At 69.7% G+C, this 16,496-nt stretch carries 20 protein-coding genes and 4 pseudogenes; 16 read left to right on the plus strand and 8 right to left on the minus strand.

Features of this window, described 5'->3' with window-relative positions; all coding sequences use genetic code 11:
- Positions 1-254 (minus strand): annotated as a pseudogene (locus ACWDNY_RS28845) (hypothetical protein); the annotation flags it as partial.
- A gap of 257 nt (positions 255-511) precedes the next feature.
- On the opposite strand from ACWDNY_RS28845, the gene ACWDNY_RS28850 reads away from it, so the two are divergent.
- Complete coding sequence (locus ACWDNY_RS28850; RefSeq protein WP_451648747.1) at positions 512-802, plus strand: hypothetical protein; 291 nt, start codon at positions 512-514, stop codon at positions 800-802.
- A 52-nt stretch (positions 803-854) separates the two neighbouring features.
- On the opposite strand, the gene ACWDNY_RS28855 is transcribed toward ACWDNY_RS28850, so the two are convergent.
- Positions 855-1,685: a helix-turn-helix transcriptional regulator gene (locus ACWDNY_RS28855; RefSeq protein ID WP_451648748.1), complete on the minus strand. Its 831-nt coding sequence runs from the start codon at positions 1,683-1,685 to the stop codon at positions 855-857.
- Positions 1,686-1,787: 102 nt separating this feature from the next.
- Between ACWDNY_RS28855 and ACWDNY_RS28860 the strand changes: the two genes are divergently transcribed.
- From ACWDNY_RS28860 to ACWDNY_RS28875, 4 genes and pseudogenes are all read left to right on the plus strand, one after another.
- Positions 1,788-2,633, plus strand: coding sequence for an NAD(P)-dependent oxidoreductase (locus ACWDNY_RS28860; RefSeq protein WP_451648749.1), 846 nt, complete (start codon positions 1,788-1,790; stop codon positions 2,631-2,633).
- 133 nt (positions 2,634-2,766) lie between these two features.
- Positions 2,767-3,282 (plus strand): annotated as a pseudogene (locus ACWDNY_RS28865) (nuclear transport factor 2 family protein); the annotation flags it as partial.
- Between the two features lie 14 nt (positions 3,283-3,296).
- On the plus strand, positions 3,297-4,076 hold the full coding sequence (locus ACWDNY_RS28870; RefSeq protein WP_451648751.1) for an SDR family NAD(P)-dependent oxidoreductase: 780 nt from the start codon (positions 3,297-3,299) through the stop codon (positions 4,074-4,076).
- 739 nt (positions 4,077-4,815) lie between these two features.
- Positions 4,816-6,209 (plus strand): annotated as a pseudogene (locus tag ACWDNY_RS28875) (NF041680 family putative transposase); the annotation flags it as partial.
- On the opposite strand, the gene ACWDNY_RS28880 reads toward ACWDNY_RS28875, so the two are convergent.
- Positions 6,191-6,805: an RNA polymerase sigma factor gene (locus tag ACWDNY_RS28880; protein WP_451648752.1), complete on the minus strand. Its 615-nt coding sequence runs from the start codon at positions 6,803-6,805 to the stop codon at positions 6,191-6,193. The pseudogene ACWDNY_RS28875 and the gene ACWDNY_RS28880 sit on opposite strands and share 19 nt — an antisense overlap.
- A complete protein-coding gene (locus tag ACWDNY_RS28885) occupies positions 6,802-6,981 on the minus strand; it encodes a hypothetical protein (RefSeq protein WP_451648753.1) in 180 nt (59 codons plus the stop codon). The genes ACWDNY_RS28880 and ACWDNY_RS28885 overlap by 4 nt, the downstream gene beginning before the upstream one ends.
- A gap of 633 nt (positions 6,982-7,614) precedes the next feature.
- Between ACWDNY_RS28885 and ACWDNY_RS28890 the strand changes: the two genes are divergently transcribed.
- Positions 7,615-7,995: a hypothetical protein gene (locus ACWDNY_RS28890; protein WP_451648754.1), complete on the plus strand. Its 381-nt coding sequence runs from the start codon at positions 7,615-7,617 to the stop codon at positions 7,993-7,995.
- 345 nt (positions 7,996-8,340) lie between these two features.
- The gene (locus ACWDNY_RS28895) at positions 8,341-8,481 is read left to right on the plus strand and encodes a hypothetical protein (RefSeq protein ID WP_451648755.1); all 141 of its coding nucleotides are present in this window, start codon (positions 8,341-8,343) and stop codon (positions 8,479-8,481) included.
- Positions 8,482-8,713: 232 nt separating this feature from the next.
- Here ACWDNY_RS28895 and ACWDNY_RS28900 read toward each other — a convergent pair whose 3' ends face one another.
- Positions 8,714-9,091, minus strand: a complete 378-nt coding sequence (locus ACWDNY_RS28900; RefSeq protein WP_451648756.1) for an SH3 domain-containing protein — start codon at positions 9,089-9,091, stop codon at positions 8,714-8,716.
- Between the two features lie 575 nt (positions 9,092-9,666).
- Between ACWDNY_RS28900 and ACWDNY_RS28905 the strand changes: the two genes are divergently transcribed.
- The 3 genes from ACWDNY_RS28905 (at position 9,667) to ACWDNY_RS28915 (ending at position 11,107) form a co-directional block, all read left to right on the plus strand.
- Positions 9,667-10,152: a hypothetical protein gene (locus ACWDNY_RS28905; RefSeq protein ID WP_451648757.1), complete on the plus strand. Its 486-nt coding sequence runs from the start codon at positions 9,667-9,669 to the stop codon at positions 10,150-10,152.
- A 144-nt stretch (positions 10,153-10,296) separates the two neighbouring features.
- On the plus strand, positions 10,297-10,686 hold the full coding sequence (locus tag ACWDNY_RS28910; protein ID WP_451648758.1) for a DUF6233 domain-containing protein: 390 nt from the start codon (positions 10,297-10,299) through the stop codon (positions 10,684-10,686).
- A 148-nt stretch (positions 10,687-10,834) separates the two neighbouring features.
- Positions 10,835-11,107 (plus strand): DUF6207 family protein, encoded by a 273-nt coding sequence (locus ACWDNY_RS28915; protein WP_451648759.1) that lies wholly within the window; start codon positions 10,835-10,837, stop codon positions 11,105-11,107.
- A 229-nt stretch (positions 11,108-11,336) separates the two neighbouring features.
- Here ACWDNY_RS28915 and ACWDNY_RS28920 read toward each other — a convergent pair whose 3' ends face one another.
- Positions 11,337-13,016 (minus strand): alpha/beta fold hydrolase, encoded by a 1,680-nt coding sequence (locus ACWDNY_RS28920; RefSeq protein ID WP_451648760.1) that lies wholly within the window; start codon positions 13,014-13,016, stop codon positions 11,337-11,339.
- 63 nt (positions 13,017-13,079) lie between these two features.
- Between ACWDNY_RS28920 and ACWDNY_RS28925 the strand changes: the two genes are divergently transcribed.
- The 5 genes from ACWDNY_RS28925 to ACWDNY_RS28945 all read left to right on the plus strand — a co-directional run bounded on the left by ACWDNY_RS28925 (position 13,080) and on the right by ACWDNY_RS28945 (position 15,661).
- Positions 13,080-13,313: a DUF6207 family protein gene (locus tag ACWDNY_RS28925; protein WP_451648761.1), complete on the plus strand. Its 234-nt coding sequence runs from the start codon at positions 13,080-13,082 to the stop codon at positions 13,311-13,313.
- A gap of 70 nt (positions 13,314-13,383) precedes the next feature.
- A complete protein-coding gene (locus ACWDNY_RS28930; RefSeq protein ID WP_451648762.1) occupies positions 13,384-14,040 on the plus strand; it encodes an ATP-dependent DNA ligase in 657 nt (218 codons plus the stop codon).
- Between the two features lie 17 nt (positions 14,041-14,057).
- On the plus strand, positions 14,058-14,363 hold the full coding sequence (locus tag ACWDNY_RS28935) for a hypothetical protein (protein ID WP_451648763.1): 306 nt from the start codon (positions 14,058-14,060) through the stop codon (positions 14,361-14,363).
- Between the two features lie 744 nt (positions 14,364-15,107).
- Positions 15,108-15,263, plus strand: coding sequence for a hypothetical protein (locus ACWDNY_RS28940; protein WP_451648764.1), 156 nt, complete (start codon positions 15,108-15,110; stop codon positions 15,261-15,263).
- Positions 15,263-15,661, plus strand: coding sequence for a hypothetical protein (locus ACWDNY_RS28945; protein WP_451648765.1), 399 nt, complete (start codon positions 15,263-15,265; stop codon positions 15,659-15,661). The genes ACWDNY_RS28940 and ACWDNY_RS28945 overlap by 1 nt, the downstream gene beginning before the upstream one ends.
- Here ACWDNY_RS28945 and ACWDNY_RS28950 read toward each other — a convergent pair.
- Positions 15,619-16,119 carry an MSCRAMM family protein gene (locus ACWDNY_RS28950; RefSeq protein WP_451648766.1) on the minus strand — a complete coding sequence of 167 codons (501 nt, stop codon included), beginning with the start codon at positions 16,117-16,119 and terminating at the stop codon, positions 15,619-15,621. The two genes, ACWDNY_RS28945 and ACWDNY_RS28950, sit on opposite strands and share 43 nt — an antisense overlap.
- A 98-nt stretch (positions 16,120-16,217) precedes the next feature.
- Between ACWDNY_RS28950 and ACWDNY_RS28955 the strand changes: the two genes are divergently transcribed.
- Positions 16,218-16,382 (plus strand): hypothetical protein, encoded by a 165-nt coding sequence (locus tag ACWDNY_RS28955; protein ID WP_451648767.1) that lies wholly within the window; start codon positions 16,218-16,220, stop codon positions 16,380-16,382.
- A gap of 39 nt (positions 16,383-16,421) precedes the next feature.
- On the opposite strand, the pseudogene ACWDNY_RS28960 reads toward ACWDNY_RS28955, so the two are convergent.
- Positions 16,422-16,496, minus strand: a pseudogene (locus tag ACWDNY_RS28960) (transglycosylase SLT domain-containing protein); the annotation flags it as partial.

Below are 16,496 nucleotides of genomic sequence, written 5' to 3' on the forward strand. Positions count from 1 at the left end.
GTAGCCGAGCCAGTCGCGAAGGGCTCGGTGAAGTCGCCGGCGACGGTGGCAATGACGGCGCGGCAGTGCGCCTGGTTCGCAGTGTGCGAGGTGGCAGACAGGGCAGGCGGCTTCTTCCTCAGACGCCCGGCGGCGTAGCTGTGTGCGATGATCCGCCTGCCCGCCTCCTGGTAGTGGCCGGGCCCGGTGGGTTGTGCGGTGGCCAGGCCCCTGAAGTAGCGCTTGTACATGCAGAAGGCGGCCGCAATGAGCACGGTGTCGTGGACGTGGGTGTCGGTGGCGCCCCGGGCGCGGGCGGCGACGGTCTCGTCGCGTACGACGAGATAGGCTCTCTCACCAGGAAAGTGCTCTTTCCCTTGCAGCCAACAGGACCCTCAGCAAGTCTCATCGTTGCAGGTCAAGGGCACTTTCCGCGTTTCTGATCAACTCCTGGACAGCTCACCTCGTGAAAGCGCGAGGCTAGGCATGCTCGGGCCGTCGTGTCGGTGCGGGGCGTGGTCGGAGGTGGCGGATGGCGTCGGTGCTGGGGGTGCTGGAGCGGCGTGAGCGGGTGGCGTTGGCTCGGGCGGAGGAGCTGAGGGCCGAGCTGGAACGGCTTCAAGCTGCTGTCGCGGAGGCGGAGGAGGCCGCGCGGCGCGTGGTCATCGCTCGCGAGGAGACCGTCGAGGCCCTGGCCGAGGCGGCCGATGAAGCCGCTGTGTCCGAGGCGCCGACAGCAGCGGTGCCAGTCGCGGTCGGCGTCGGACAGCGGGTCGAGGTGCCGCTGTGGCGCGCTGCGGAGCGATCACCCGAACGAGGCTGATGCGCGCGGAAGTTCGAGCAGCAGCCCTATCCCTCGGTTTGTAAATCGCTTCTTACCCGAGGAGCGACTGCGTCCCGATGACGTTCAGGAGCGCCAACCGGTCGGCGTCCTCGGTGCCGGGCTGGGCGGAGTAGACCATGATCCGCAGGTCGCTGCCGGTGACGCTGAGGATGTCGCAGTCCAGGGTCAGCGCGCCGACCATGGGGTGGTCGACGGTCTTGCGGGCGGCCTGGTGCTCGCCGACCGCGCCCGACTCCCACAGCGTCTCGAAGTGGGCGCTGCGGCGGCGCAGTTCGGCGATTAGGGCCTTGAGGTTTGCGTCGTCGGGGTAGCGGGCGGCGGTGTGGCGCAGGTCGGCGACGAGGGAGGCCTGCAGGGCGCCCCTGGATTCGGGCGTCTGGCGCACGCGGTGGTCGGGGTTGAGGAAGTTGCGCCAGACGCCGTTGAGGTCGTCGCCCTGCCATTCGCCCATGAGAGCCGTGTAGAGGGGGTTGGCGAGCAGTTGGTTCCAGGCGGCGTCGAAGACGGCGACGGGTGTGCCGGCCAGGCGGTCCAGCATGCGGTGGACGCCGGGGGTGACGTGCCGCGGGACCATGCCGGGCCCGGGCGGCGCGAGGCCGGCCAGGCGGAACAGGTGGGCGCGTTCGTCCTGGGTGAGCCGCAGGGCGCGGGCCAGGGCTTCTACGATCTGGGGTGAGGGGCTGGTGGCGCGTCCCTGTTCCAGCCGGATGATGTAGTCGGCGGAGATGCCGGCCAGCTGGGACAGTTCCTCGCGGCGCAGCCCGGCGGCACGCCGGCGACCCCCGCCGGGCAGGCCGACGGCCTGGGGCGGGACGTGATCGCGCCAGTGGCGCAGGGCCGCGCCGAGTTCTGTGGTCGCCATACCGTCGATTGTGGCAAATGAGTCGATGACCAGCCTGGTACTGCCATTCCCAGGAAAACCGGTCTACTGGCTGGTCGCACGGTCCTCGCCGACCGTGGAGGCATGACACGAGCACGATTCCCTGAACGACCCGTCGTGGGGTTCATCGGGCTGGGTGACCAGGGCCTGCCCATGGCCACCGCGATCTCCGAAGCCGGCTTCCCCCTGCACGCCTGGGCCCGGCGCCCCACCTCCCTGGACGGCCTCGCCGAGATCCCCCACCAGCGGCACGACACGCTCAGTGAGCTGGCCGCCGCCTGCGACATCGTCTGCTTGTGCGTGGGCACCGACGACGACGTCCTGCAGCTTGCCGATCAGCTACTCGAAGACCTTCGTCCCGACGCCATCGTGGTCAACCATGGCACCGGCCTGCCCTGCAACGCCGTCCGCCTGACCGAGCTGTGCGCGAAGGGCGGCGTCGAGGTGCTGGACGCGCCGGTCAGCGGCGGCCGCCCGGCCGCGCAGGAGCGCCGGCTGACCGTGATGGTCGGCGGCCCACAAGCGGCGGCCGAACGCTGCACGCCGGTGTTCCGCACGTTCTCCCGCCATGTGGTGCACCTCGGTGACGCCGGGGCGGGTCAGACGGCAAAGCTGTTCAACAACGCGCTGCTGATGATGAACCAGGCCGCGATCGCCGAGATCGTCGAACTGGCCACCCGGCTGGAGCTGGACCCCGCCCGGCTGGTGGAGGTCCTGAAGCTGGGCAGCGCCGCCAGCGCGGCCCTGTCCCTGATGAACACCATGGTGCGGCCCGACAACGTCGACCACCTCTCCGCCGTCGAAGCCCTCGACATGCAGCTGTTCGACCAGGCCATGCGCCAGGCCGGAATCGACCACACCCCGGTCACCGAGCGCGGCCTGGCCGGCGCACACGGGCTCACGCAGCTCGTGCACCGTCTGAGTGCCTGAACCACGACCGCCTTCACTTCGCAAAAGGAGGGCCCCTATGTCGGCCGATAACGTGACGCAGCTGGTGCTGCGCGAACGCCAGAGCCGGGACCGCGGCTGGTACACCGAGATGGCGGCCTGATTCGCCGACGACTCCATGCTCCAGATGAGCTGGTTTACCGGCAGCGGAGCCGAGTTCGCCCGCCAGACCCGCGCTGTGGCCGGGCGCGGCGACTACGCCGTGCACCGGCTCAGTCCACCCGCCGTCCGCATCGACGGCGACCGGGCCCTGGCCGAACCGCCGCTGATCATCGAGTGGCGCATCGACGTCCACGGCACGGAAGGGGGTCTGGCCTCCGCCTGCCGCTCGCAGTACCGAGCCCAGCGCGGCACCGATGGCCAGTGGCGCATCGCCCGAATCACCTCGATCTACGAGAAAGACACCCTCGTCCCCGTTCTGCCGGGCGCCCGGCTCACCGTCGACCCGGACGAGCTGGCCCGTTACAGGCCCTCCTACCGGTTCCTGGCCTGGTACCTGAACCGCAAGGGCTACACCGTCGGCGACCACCACCTCGGCGACGACCGGCCCGAGGCCGTCGCTGAGCAGTACCGCGCCGAACACGCCTGGCTCCGCCAGGACCCCACCCCGGCCGCTTCGGGCACCCTCTGAAAGGAAACACTCCCATGCGCAAGCTCGCTCTCGTCACCGGCGCCACCTCCGGCATCGGCAAGGCCTTCGCCGAACGCCTCGCCGCCGACGGCTACGACCTGATCATCGTCGGCCGCAACAAGGGCCGCCTGGAGGAGTTCGACACCGCCCACCCCGAGGTCACCGTCCGCACCGTCGCCGCGGACCTGTCCACCGACATCGGCGTCGACACCGTCGCCGACATCTGCGCCACCGAGCCGCTGACCATGCTCGTCAACAACGCCGGAGTCGCCCACTACATGCCGCTGGCCCAGCTGCCCGCAGACAAGGCCCGCGAACTCGTCCACGTCAAGGTCGTCGCACCGACCATGCTCACCCGCGCCGCCGTCGCCGGCATGCAGGAACGCGGCGAAGGGAAGATCATCAACGTGGCCGGGATGATCGCCTTCAGCGGTCCCGCCGACAAGTCCGTGATGCCCCGCCGCGCCGTGTACGCCGGCAGCCTGGCCCACCTCGTCGCCATGTCGCAGACTCTCAGCGCCGAGCTGGAGGACACCGGCGTCCAGGTCCAGGTGCTGTGCCCGGGCGTGGTCGCCACCGAGTTCCACACCCGCCAGGGCCTCGACATGAGCGTCGTGCCCCGCATGAGCGCCGAGGACGTCGTCACCGCCGGCCTGCGCGGCCTCGAACTCGGCGAGGTCGTCTGCGCCCCCGGCGTCGAGGACGCCGGCCTGCTCGACGCCGTCTTCCAGGCCGACCTCGCCGCGTTCGGCGGACAGAGCCCCGCTCTCGCCTCCCGCTACCGGGCCAACTGAACCAGGCCCCCGGCCCCGGCCATGCGGCTGGGGCCGGGGCCGGGCGACACGGGAACTGCCGCCTGTCGGCTACTCGAACACCTCCGCCACGGGCCGGATTACCGGCCCGGCCCGCAGGCCGAGGCCCTGCGGCAGGTCATCATGCAGAACTACCACCGCGACGCGGCGTGCCACTTGCGCTGGCGTAGCGCCGGGGACGAAGGGCTGCCACCCTCTTGCAAGCGATTCCCAAACCGAAGGTAGGGTCACGTTTTCCCAGGTGAGGTGTGTGGCCGTTGCTCGTTAGGCATGCTCGGGCCGTCGTGTCGGTGCGGGGCGTGGTCGGAGGTGGCGGATGGCGTCAGTGCTGGAGCGGCGTGAGCGGGTGGCGTTGGCTCGGGCGGAGGAGCTGAGGGCCGAGCTGGAACGGCTTCAAGCTGCTGTCGCGGAGGCGGAGGAGGCCGCGCGGCGCGTGGTCATCACTCGCGAGGAGACCGTCGAGGCCCTGGCCGAGGCAGCCGATGAAGCCGCTGTATCCGAGGCGCCGACGGCCGTTCGGAGCTGGACGCGGATGGAGCAAGCACGCCACAGTGGGACACCCGGGCCTCCTGATGGTTCGTTGACTCGCCATCACCGAACTGTGCGGGAGGCCCTTACCCTTCTCCTATGCGCCGACTGCGGAGCGATCACCCGAACGAGGCTGATGCGCGCGCAAGTTCGAGCAGTAGCCATATCCCTCGGTTTGGAAATCGCTTCTTATGCCCGCGCGGATGCGCTCTTCGAGCTCACCGACGCGGTGCTGTGGGCGGACGGGCCGGTGAAGACGCTGGTCGAGCTGTCGCTGGCGGTCGAGCACCGGCGCGGGCACGGGGCGATGTACGCGGCGTTGGACCGGGGCTGGGCGGAGCCGGCCCGGTTGCGGCGCGCGCTGGCGGGCCTGCCGCTGCCCAGGGCGGCCGACGGGCGGATCGTGCTGGCTGTGGACGTGAGCAACTGGCTCCGCCCCGACGCCCCGACCAGCGAGGACCGGCTGTTCTGCCACGTCTACGGACCCGGTGCCCGCAGTCGGGATCAGTTCGTGCCGGGCTGGCCGTACTCCTTCGTCGCCGCTCTGGAGACCGGCCGGACCTTCTGGGTCGCGTTGCTGGACGCTGTGCGCCTCGGGCCGGCGGACGACGCGACCACTGTCACCGCTGTCCAACTGCGCGACTCCGTCCAGCGGTTGATCCAAGCCCAGCAGTGGCGGGCTGGTGATCCGGAGATCTGGAGCGTCATGGACTCCGGCTACGACGTCGCCTACCTCTGCCACGCCCTGGCGGACATGCCCGTCGTCCTGGTCGGACGCCTGCGTTCGGACCGTGTCATGCTCCGCGACCCCGGTCCCGCCCGCTGCGGGCCGAAGGGCGGACGGCCGCGCCGGCACGGCGGCGTCCTGGCCTTCGCCAAGCCCGACAGCTGGCACGAACCCGACGTCACCACCAGCACGGACACCACCCGCTACGGCAAGGCCGAGGCAATGGCTGGGACCGGATGCATCCCGGCTCACCCACCGAGGTCCCTGGCTGGACCACGCGAATGAGGAACTTCCCGTCCTGCACGGCACGTTGATCCGCCTGAAGGTCGAGCGCCTGCCGGGTGACCGTGACCCGAAACCGGTCTGGCTGTGGTGCTCGGCCACCGCCCCCATACCGGCGGACGTGGACCGCTGGTGGCAGTCCATCCTCCGCAGATTCGACCTGGAGCACACCTTCCGGCTCGTGAAACAGACCCTCGGCTGGACCACCCCGAAGGTCCGCCACGCCGACAGCGCCGACCTGTGGACCTGGCTCATCATCGCCGCCCACACCCAGCTCCGCCTCGCCCGCCCCCTCGCCGAGGACCTGCGCCGCCCTGGGAGCGAACCGCCGAGCCCCGCCGCCTCACTCCCGCCCGCGTCCGCCGGGGGTTTCGCAACGTCCGCGCGGCGGCGGCCCGCCCGGCGGCCGCATCGAAACCGTCCAAGCCGGGCCCCGGACGGCCTCCCGGCTCGAAGAACAAGCACCGAGCCAAGCACCACCACGTCGGCAAGACGGTCGTCGTAGTCGGCGTAGCGGTTGCGGTTGCGGGCGAGCAGGTCGTCGATGGTGTGGTGGTCTTCAGGCAGCGGGGTCATGAGCGGTTCTTCCCGTTGGGGTGCTCCGGGCAGCGGAGTTTGAGCGTGGCAGCGAGGCGTTCGCGGCCGGTGCGGAGCTGGGACCATACGGTGGCTTGCCCATCACCTCGGCGGTTTCCGTCGCAGTGAAGTCCATGCCGCAATGCAGCAGGATCGCGTCGCGCTGCCGGTCGCTCAGAGTGCGGACGGCGGCGTACAGGGTGATGGCGTCCGTCAGCGTGTCGTAAGGGTCATCGACTTGGTCGGCGAGTGCGGCCTCGAAGGCTGCGGTTTCCATCAGCTCCGGGCGCCGCCGGCGCTTGCGGTGCATGTCGATGATGCGGCGCTTGAGGATCTTCCAGGCGTAGCCCTCCAGGCTCTCCATCTCCAGCATGCGCGGCCAGCGGTCCATCATCTGGTCGAAGGTCAGGTCCACGGCCTCCTCGGCATCGGCATCCGAGCCCAGCTGGAGGTAGGCGTAGCGCATGTAGTCGATTCGGCGCTGCTGGTGAAAAGCCCAGTACGACATCTGTGCGGCGACGTCCCACTGGTCGATCGGCACTGCGCGTGGAACGCCCACGGCACCGCCGGTGTCTTCCGTTCCCCCCTCGTTGCTCACGACGCCTCCTGGTCCGACTCGGTGGTACGAGCCGGGGTGCGGGCGCCGGTCAGCTGAGTGATGCCGAAGCGGACACCGGCGGTAAGCAGCCGACGGCATCCGCGGACCACATCTGGGCCGAACACCCTGAGGGCGGGCGCGATCTCGAACAACCACGCGGCAGCGGTCTGCTGCACGGGTCCTCCCCTGTACCTGTTCCATTGCAGGCGCCGTCCCCTCCCCCTCCGGCACCGAAGGCGCAAACCGCCTTCACCCAACCAAGCGCCCCAGGCGGCCAGAAGTGCAGCCGAAACACGAAAAAAGCTACGTTCAGTATCGAAGCGATTGCGCCAAGTTCGATCACTGATCAAGGAGCCAAGCCCCGGCGCCACGGTCAGGCGCGCGAGGATGGCCCTCTCTGCGTGGTTCCTACTCAACCCCCGAGATGTGCGGGAAGGGGCGCTGCTGTTCCCATAGGCTGCACGCCAATACAGCTCAGGGAGGTGCTGGTGTCAGGACGCGCTCGCCGTCACGGCAGCGGAGGCAGAACCGGGCAGCACTACAACGCCACCCCGAACCTACGGAGCTACAGCACACCGCCAGCCGGGCCAGTCACCGTCACCCGTGCTGATGGCACGGTGGAGACCGAGGCGCAGAAGAAGGCCGTGCGCTCCCTACCGCAGCCCCGCCGGAAGACCAAGCGGGCCACCGGATCGAAGCCGAAGCCGCCGCCCATGCCGTCGATGAGGCAGCTCCTCTCCGTGGAGTGCACCGCGTGTGACCGAATGGCTGGAGAGCCCTGCACCCTCCGTCAGGGCCACCGTGCCCGCGTGCAGATGTACCTGGCGGCCACGGGGAAGCGCAGCACCCCGGAGAAGGTCGTAGCGGCCGTGCAGAAGGGCGCCGAGGTGCAGGAGGACAAGCTCGCCGCCCGCCGCCAGCCCGTCCCACTGGAGGAACAGGTCAAGCGGGCCGCGCAGAAGGCGGCCGCCGCGGAGACCGACCGACAGAAAGCCGCCAGGGGCTACCCGGGGAGGCCCACCAAGTCCGCGAACGCCCGGGCCGTGAAACCCGCCTTCGTCCAGGCGCGCCGCTGTCGGCGCTGTGGCGCGGCCGAGGGCGAGGCGTGTAATGCCAGGCTGCGGGACGGCAGCCCCGCCTCGCACCTGGAACGCATCCAGGACGCTCGGCGGGAGCTGGCCGCGCGCTGACTCCGGCACGCTCACCGCGAACAACTGCAACGGGGCTGCGAGTCAATGAGCCCGTGTGACTCGGAGGGGGCTCCGGTAGCTCTCGCCCGTCGTGCTCGGGCAGATGTCGGCCGCCGGCTGTACGCGCCAGCGTGGAAGCGGGACCGCGACGCCACGGTCACCGCAGCAGCCGCTTCACGCCCTCGATAAGGAGGTGCCAGGCGGCATGAGCTGGTTGGGTGGCGCCGGGGTAAGCCCAGAAGCCGCCAGAACTTGATCTTGGTCCCGGTCGGATGGGGGCCGTCACCCATTCGGCTGCAGGTCGTTGGTGGTGGTACTGACTGAATCTGGGCTCCGGGCGGGACTTTGACCTCGATCGACCGGACCGCTTACCCGCGGTTCAAGCGGCTGATCACCGCGCATGAGCTGGCGATCCCGGCGCAGCGCAAGGCCCGCCGCGAGTACAAGAATCGCGTGAACGCCCTGGCGGCCGACGCCGAGCGCTGAGCCGACCCATCAAGATCAAGTTCTGGCGGCTTCTGGGCTTACCTCGGCGCTACCCCTTGCACACCTTCAGAACAGCCGCTGGCCGCGTGGCCAGCGGCTGTTGTGAAAGATGGGTTCTCGGGGCGGCCATGGGGCGCACCGTTTCATGGGCGGCCGGGCTACCTCCCGGCCGTGGGTCGGGGGTAGCCGCGGAATTTCCAGCCACGTCGATACTGCCCGGGTCGCCTCGGGGTCAGAAGCCGCAGTAGTTGCTCGAGCCCCACGAGCCACCGTCGGGCAGCAGGGAGTCCTTCACCCACCCGAGCGTCTTGTCGTCGAGGTTCCAGACGTATGTCCAGGTGCCGTTCTCGCCGTACGTCCAGCAGTAGTACATGAGCGTGTCCCGGTTGTCGGCCCAGCCCTTGACGCCGCAGGCCGTGCTCGAGCCGCTGCGCATGTTGGCGGAGACGCCCGACGGCATCGTCACATTGGTGCCGTCATTCGCCGGACCCGTCTTGCCGCAGGCGGCGGCCGCCGACGCCGGTCCCGCGCTGGTCACGACCAGACCTGTCGGCACGGCGAGTACCCCTACCACCAGTGCCGCCAGCTTCGCGCGGTGTGCTGCTCGCATGTATCACCCTCCCCAATGAGCCCACGTGTCCTTGACGTAGGCATGGCAGAAGCATGCAGGGACGGCGTCCTGCCCGGAAGGACAACTCTGAGCCATTTGCCAAGGAAATGACGCGTTCCACACTTGTCACCGAAACGAAGGTGCTGAGCTTTGGACGCCGAGACTCCCAAGCCCAAGATCGATCTCATCGATAACCGCTGCCTCGATGACCGTACTGCTGAACACCCTCGCGGTGGGCGCTGGCCTGCTCATCCAGGTCCAGCGGAGTACGGGCCACGCCACGCCCAACTCGCGGACAAGGAGCGCCACGGTGAGCAGATGACGCGGACCATCAACAGCCTGCAGCACGAGGTGTCCATCCTGCGCCGCCAGGTCAACGCCTACCAGCAGGAGCAGCACACCATGCCCCGGCACGCACAACAGCCCGCCAAGGCTGGTGCAGCAGCCGCAACAGCCGCCGGCAGCGCCCCTGCACCGATCACCGAAAGCGCTGTTCAGAGCGGCGGTGCGCGCCGTCTGTACCATCTTCCGGCGGTGAGCAGCACAGCAGCACAGCAGCGCAGAAGCACGACAGGATGCCCAGGAGCCGGCCCGCAAGGGCAACGGGATTTCGTGTCCTGTTCGTCGCGATCGGCATCATCGGCGCGGTCGCGAGCGGCGGCAGCGACTCCACCGACAACAGCAACAAGGACAAGGCCGTCTCCGCGGCCAGCAGCGAGCCCAAGGCCGACCAGTCCCAGAAGGCGCCCGCCAAGGAGAAGAAGCCGACCGAGGGGAACAAGTCGCAGGCCGAGCAGTTCCAGGCGTGCGTGGCCAAGTCCGGCACGCCCACGGAGAAGGCCGCGGTCAAGCACGTCACGAAGGTGACCGGCACCGACAAGCGCAATGACATCCTCGACGCCGCCGAGGTGTGGACCGACTACAGGGGCGGTCTCATGAGCAACAACGCGGGCGACGCGAAGCTGATCGCGTCCGCGTTCACGTCCTGCTACGAGTCGAAGAACGGGCTCGTGAGCATCTACGGCAAGGACGGCGACCTGATCGCCAACGCCAACTACTGACGGCTGCCGCATGTTCTGGCCTCGTCGGTCCGTGACGGCGGGGCCTGCCCATTCCGTATTTCTGGGGGAGACACGACCGACCAGCCTCCGCCGCAGCCGACCACCCCGCCGCCTCCCGCCGAGCCCCGGCCGAACTTCGACTGGTTGCGTGGTCGCCGGCCCTTTCACGGCGGCCGCACGCGCGGCGCGGACACGCGGCCAGCCCCTCCGGTCTGGCTGATCCAGTACGGCCTCAACCGCGACAACATCGACGCCGTCCACGTCGGCGGCATCTGGGCCGCGAAGAAGAGCGGCCGATGCCGTCCCGCCACGTGCGAGCAGGCCCTCGACGCGCTCCGAAACCAAGGCCGCCGTGCGTGCAGTGTCGGCCGGACACGGCTCTGGGCATCGTGCCCTGTAGCGCATGAGCCCCGGCCAGCAGGCTGGCCGGGGGCGGGACCCGCGAAGCGGTGTGATCGTGAAGGGCGGTCGCCTACGCGGCGAAAGGCAATGCGAGGCTTCAGCCGAACGATCGTCCTCGCATGCAATAGATGAGGCCCGGGGACACTGTTCCCTTCACCATCACGCCTGGTTCAACCCCACCGGTCCGCCGGGCATTCCCGCGCACCTACGAGTTCTCGGGACCTTCCCGGCCACGGCGCCGCTCCCGTCCGTCGCCGCGAGGCAAGCCCTACTCGGTCGGGTGAGCACTCCAGGGAGGGAGAACTGGAGCGGTGTCCGGCGCGTGATGCCCGGCATGAAGCCGATCAGCAAAGTCCATGTGGCGGAGCCGGGCCTGGCCGTCGTCGAGATCGCGGCCTGTGATGACGAGACGGCATTCGCGGTCCAGGAGCTGCTCGCCGGACGGTGGGCGACCCCGACCGCGGACATCACGACCTGGGCTCCCGGCCAGCCCGGTGTCCGGCTGCGCTGTTACCTGGACGTGCGCCAGGAGCTCGGCTCGAGAGAGGGGTGAGCGAACCGTGCGCGCACCGGTGCGGTGCGGGTCGTCGGTGCGGCGCACCGTGTACGCACGAGTGCCGGGCATCGTCGGGGTGCGCACCGGGTGCGGTGGGATCCGTGGCTGGACGCGGTTCGGAGGTGGGTCAGACGAGGCTGGGGGTCGGACGTGGAACAGGTCCGGTCCCCTGTGTCCCGGACCGGACCTGTCGGGTGGGGGTGGGTGTCCCGCGGGGAGGTGGGTGTTACTGCAGGGTGGTGAGGGGGATGTCGATGTAGGACTCGTTGTCCTTCGGGGAGGTGATCTCCAGGGCGGAGGGGATGGTGTTGTCGTCCGCGAAGAACGGGTCGTAGCTGTCGATGATGAGCTGCAGCTGGCGGCCCCTGGCGAGGACGTAGTGGGCGGGCTGCAGGCGGAAGGTCACCGTGGTGGCCTGCTGGTCGGTGAGGGTGTAGGGGGCGTGGGTGATGATTTTGGCCCGGCCGGTGGCGGGGTCGCAGTCCAGCAGGTAGGCGATGAATGTGGCATTGTTCGTCTGCGGCTTCACGGTGACCTTGGCCTCCAGGTCGCCCTGGACGCGCATGGGCTGCTCCAGCGCCGCGGTCGTCCAGACCGCGGCGACATCGCGTTTGATGTCGGCGGTCTTGTAGACGTGGGGCAGTCCGACACGCTCCATCAGACCGGTCTGGACGAGCTTGGGGGCGACGACGACCCCTGTGTCCGGGCCGGCGGCCTGCACGGAGCGGGTCCAGCCCGCCTGCGGCTGGCCCTGCGCCATGGGTGCGTCCTGCTGCCCGGCTGGCACGGCGCCGAAGTGGAAGCGCTGCATCGGCAGGGCGTAGCCCGTCCAGTCGGGGTGGGTGAGATCGGACAGGAGGTTGTGCATGTACTCCGAGCGGATGCCGAACTGCGGCTTCGCGCCGTCACCGGCGCTGCCGCCGAGGTGGTGGTCCATCCAGCGGTACGTCATCTCGGTGGGCTTGGAGATGCCGCCGAACAGACCGGGCAGTTCGCCGTTGCCGTGGTCGCCGATCTGCACCAGCAGCGATTTGGGGCCCTGCAGCTTGGTGAAGAGGTCGACGACGGCGGGCACGGAGAAGATCGTCTCGTGCCAGTAGGTGGTCATCAGCACCGGCAGCTTGCGGTCGTTGTAGGTGTCCAGGTGCTGGCTCGGCGAGCGGAGGCGCGCGAACTCCTTTACCTCGTCGTCGATGGCGTTGTCGCGGACCTTCTTGATGATCTTCTGGAACTCCGCGGAGCAGCGCTCCTCGTGGAACAGGGCCACGAGCGCCTCGAACGCCTTGATGTGCCGGGTGCCGTTTTCGAAGAGCGAGGCGAACAGGTCGCCCCAGGCGCTGGTGCCGGCGACGGCCTTGACACGGGGGTCCTGTGCGGCCAGCAGCAGGCTGGTCCCGGCGCCGTAGGAGGCGCCGAAGCATCCGATCCGGTCCTTGTCGACGCCTTCCAGACCGATGAGCCAGTTGAGGATCTCGACGCCGTCGGCGACGTCCTGGGGCCCGGCGACGTGGATCTCGCCCTCGGAGCGAGCGAGACCGCGCTGGCTGTAGGTCAGGACGGCGTAGCCGCCGAGCGTCCAGCGCGGGATCGTGCCCAAGTAGGCCAGCCGGCCCTGGTCGTTCAGTGGAGCGGGCATGACGATGGCCGGGCAGGTCTGCCCTGCAGCGAGTCTGCGCGGCATGCTCAGCCCGGCGTCGATCCGGGTCCCGTCCGACATGACGATCGGGAACTCCCGGTACTCCGCGGTCTCCGCCTGCACCTCGAAGGTGTCGGCAAGACCCCACTGGTCGAGCATGCCGATCCGGCGCGGCGACGGGTCGAGCAGCGCCACGCGGATCGCCTCCAGCATGGCGACGTCGTCGGGGCTGAGAGCAAACGGGTTCTCCGGGGATCCGTTGACCGGCATGGATGTTCCGCCTTTCACGCATGTTTGTTCCTGACGGGCTGTCATAGACATGGTCGTGCCGAAGTGATCACTGGCAGCAGGCGAAACGCGTCCGCCACTCGGACGAGTGACAGGCGACTGCCAACCCCCAGATCGAACGCGGCGACGGCCCTGGCATTCCAGCAGGCGGTCGCGGCGCGGTGGGCGACCGCGGTCGCGGATCGCATCACCCGGGAGCCGGGACAGCCCGGCGTGCGACTGCGCTGCCACGTCGACCTGCGCCAAGCGCTCGACCCCCAGACGCCCGAAACCGTGTAGCGCACTGCCGAAGGGTGGAGAGCGCCGTGGGCGCGTAGCCGCATCAGGTCACTCGCCTGGCCCATCGCCCATGGGGAAGACATGGGCGGTGACGTGGACGCTGCCGGAGCCGATGCTCAGCACTCCCGTGTCCGCGCCGGAACTACCGCCGGGCTGGGCGGCCGAGCCGAAGTGGGACGGATTCCGGGCCCTTGTCTCCGTGGAGAAAAGCCGAGTGGTGCCGCGCTCCAGACGCGGCACCGAGATGGCGGCGTCCTTCCCGGAGATCGTGGCCGGGGCCGTACAGCTGCCGGACGCGACCGCACTCGACGGCGAACTCGTCGTCTGGGACACCGCGGGCCGGCGCGCCTTCGAACAGCTGCAGAACCGGCTCGTCCGGCGCGCTACCAGCGCGTCCCGGGCCGCAGCCGAGTGGCCCGCGCACTTCGTCGCGTTCGATCTGCTCAGGCTGTCCGGAACGGACACAACCGGATGGCCCTACCAGCGGCGCAGGGCCGCACTGGAGTTCGTGTTCGCCGCCCATCGACTCGTCGCGCCATGGACGCTGTGCCCGTCCACCACCGACCCGGCCACCGTGCACGAGTGGCTGTCGTGGGCGTCGGTCGGAATGGAGGGAGTGGGCTTCAAGAGACTCAACGATGTCTACCGGCCGTCCACAAGAGGCTGGCGTAGTACAAGGTCCGCGAGACAGCCGAGGCGATCGTCGGCGCGGTCACCGGCTCTCTGACCACCCCGCGCACCCTGTTGCTCGGCCGATACGACGACGAAGGCCGCCTGCAGTACGTCGACCGCACCACCACCCTCGCCCGCCAGGCAGGTGCCGAGGTCGCCGGCCTTCTCGCGGCCGGGCGACGGGGGCACCCGTGGACGGGATGGTCGTTCTCCGCCGGGCAGCCGGGCGTGACGCTGGTGGAACCCGAGTTGGTGGTGGAAGTCGGCGTTGACGTCGCCCGTGACGCCTCCGGCCGATGGCGGCATCCCTCACGCTGGCACCGTGCCCGCCCAGACCTCTCCCCCGCTGACGTCCCCCGCCTGCCGTCGCCCCTCTGACGCGGGCAGCCCCAGGCAAAGGTGCCTGGGGCTGCTGCTGTCCGCACGGGGCGGGCGCGTCTGGTCAGACAGACCGCACGGTGATGCTGTTGGCGCGCGACGAACTGGTCCTCGCGGACGCTCGCCGCCGGGCGGGGCGCTTGTTGAACTCGCAATCATCGAGCCCGGCACCGACTCCTAGCGGCTGGCCAGCACGCGACGATCTGGCCGCCCGGGCAGAGCCCTACATCGGCTGATGTCCTCGGTATGGTCCAGCCATGAACGAGACCGATCCGTCGATGGAGGCAGTCAAGGGCCGAGTGCCCCTCTGTCTAGACCCAGATGACCTGCGATGGCTGTCCAGCCACTGCTGCTGTCCCACTGACGCATCCGACGAGGAAAAGGACCGCTGTGGACGCTTGCGGTTCCGTGCCAGCGCAGCGCTGCACAAGCACGGTCACTCCCACTGACCAGGTGATCAGGAGCTGAGACCGAGACGGCTACGGGTTCGCTCGACAGCCGCGCCAAGGTACGGCCGCGCCTTGCTGATCGCGTTGTGTACCTCGCTGCCCGGCTCGTAGCGCACAAGGATCTCGTCGATTCGGTGTCGAAGTCGAAGGACTGCCCGGCAGGGCCGGTCGTCACGTCGGCGAAGATCAAGGCGTCCAGAACCGGGAGTCTTGCCGCCCGTAGACGGCCAGCTCTGCCGAGAGACCGCGCTGCTCCGCCTCGTACACGGACCGGACACGTTTCCTCTACCGCCTGGTGGAGGACCTCGCGCAGAGCACCCCGACCCAGGCCGAGTACGCCGAGCTCGCCTCCGCCCTCGGCAGCGCGCCGAGCCCGGAGGCCGAGGCGAAGGCCCGGGCGCTGCTGGAGCGCCTGGGCGCCGCCGCGCACGGTCCCCGGGCGGCCGCGTAGTGGCGGCGATCGCGGTCGTCCTGGACCACACAACCGCCGCAGCGCTGTTCGACCCGAAGGACCCGTACAACGAGGCGGTCGCCGCGTTCTACGTCCAGACCTCCGGCGGACTCGGTGATCTGTATGCACCGGTGCTGTCGCTGACGGCCGGCGACGCCGAACGACCCGGCCTGCTCGGCTACATCAAGGGGCTGCGGTACATCAGAATCGAGGCGTCCGACACCGACGCCGCGGTCACCGCCACCGAACTGCTCCGCTTCGGGCACTCCTTCGCCGCCGTCCACGCCATCCACGCCGCCCGCCCCTCCCCCGCCCACCCCACCGGCCGGTACCTGCCCACCCTGATCCCCAAGGCCTACGCCGGCACCGGCGTCCAAGCCGTCCACCCTGACCAGTAGCACCAGCCGCCCGGCCGCAGAAAACGGCCATGCCGAGGGTGTCGGCGTTGATGGTGATGACCGCTCCGGGCAGCGGCTTGCCCGTCGCCTTGTCGGTCTTCTTCACCAGCAGCTCCCCCGACTTGAACGGGACGATGACGGTGAGGGGGTTGGCGGCCGCGCTTGCCCTCGGTGATGGTGATGTCCTGGTCCGGTACGCGCTCGTGCAGGCGGCTGCCGGTGTCCGTCTCGCGCAACCGGTAGACGCCCGGCTCGAGGCCGTCGAAGACCAGGGTGCCGTCGGCGCCGGCGGTGCCCTCGGCGACGACGCGGCCGCTGCCGGGCTCGGTGAGCTGGAAATCGGCACCGGCCAGGCGATCGCCGTCCGGGTCCTGCTTGTGGATGGTCACACCCCCGGGGCGGCGGTGACCTTGATGGCCGCGCCCGCTCGCGGTGGTGGTGTCGCCGGCCAGCAGCATCCGCTGCGCCCTGCTCTCGCAGGGGTCAAGGATCTTCAGATCGGAGCCGGGCAGGTCCGCGGCGGTGGCGCGGGCGGTGGCCGTGCCCTTGAGCGACCGTGACTCCGGGAACCCGGGCGCCGGAAGAGCTGCGCGGTGACCGTGGCAGTAACCGTCACCTTCGTCCCGGCCGGGCCTGGGCCGCCTTCGGCGTGACGGCCGGCTACGAGGTTCCCGGCGGCTCGGGCACGGCCGAGGGCGGGGAGCTGCTGGAGGTGCTGTAGGCGGGCCTCGATCCGGACGGGTGACGAACGCCGGGTGGCTCAGTACGCGGAGTTGACGTTGTCGATGGAGCCGTAGCGGTGGGCGGCGTAGTTGGCGGCGGCGGTGATGTTGGC

This window comes from Streptomyces sp. NPDC003697 (genome assembly GCF_053587115.1).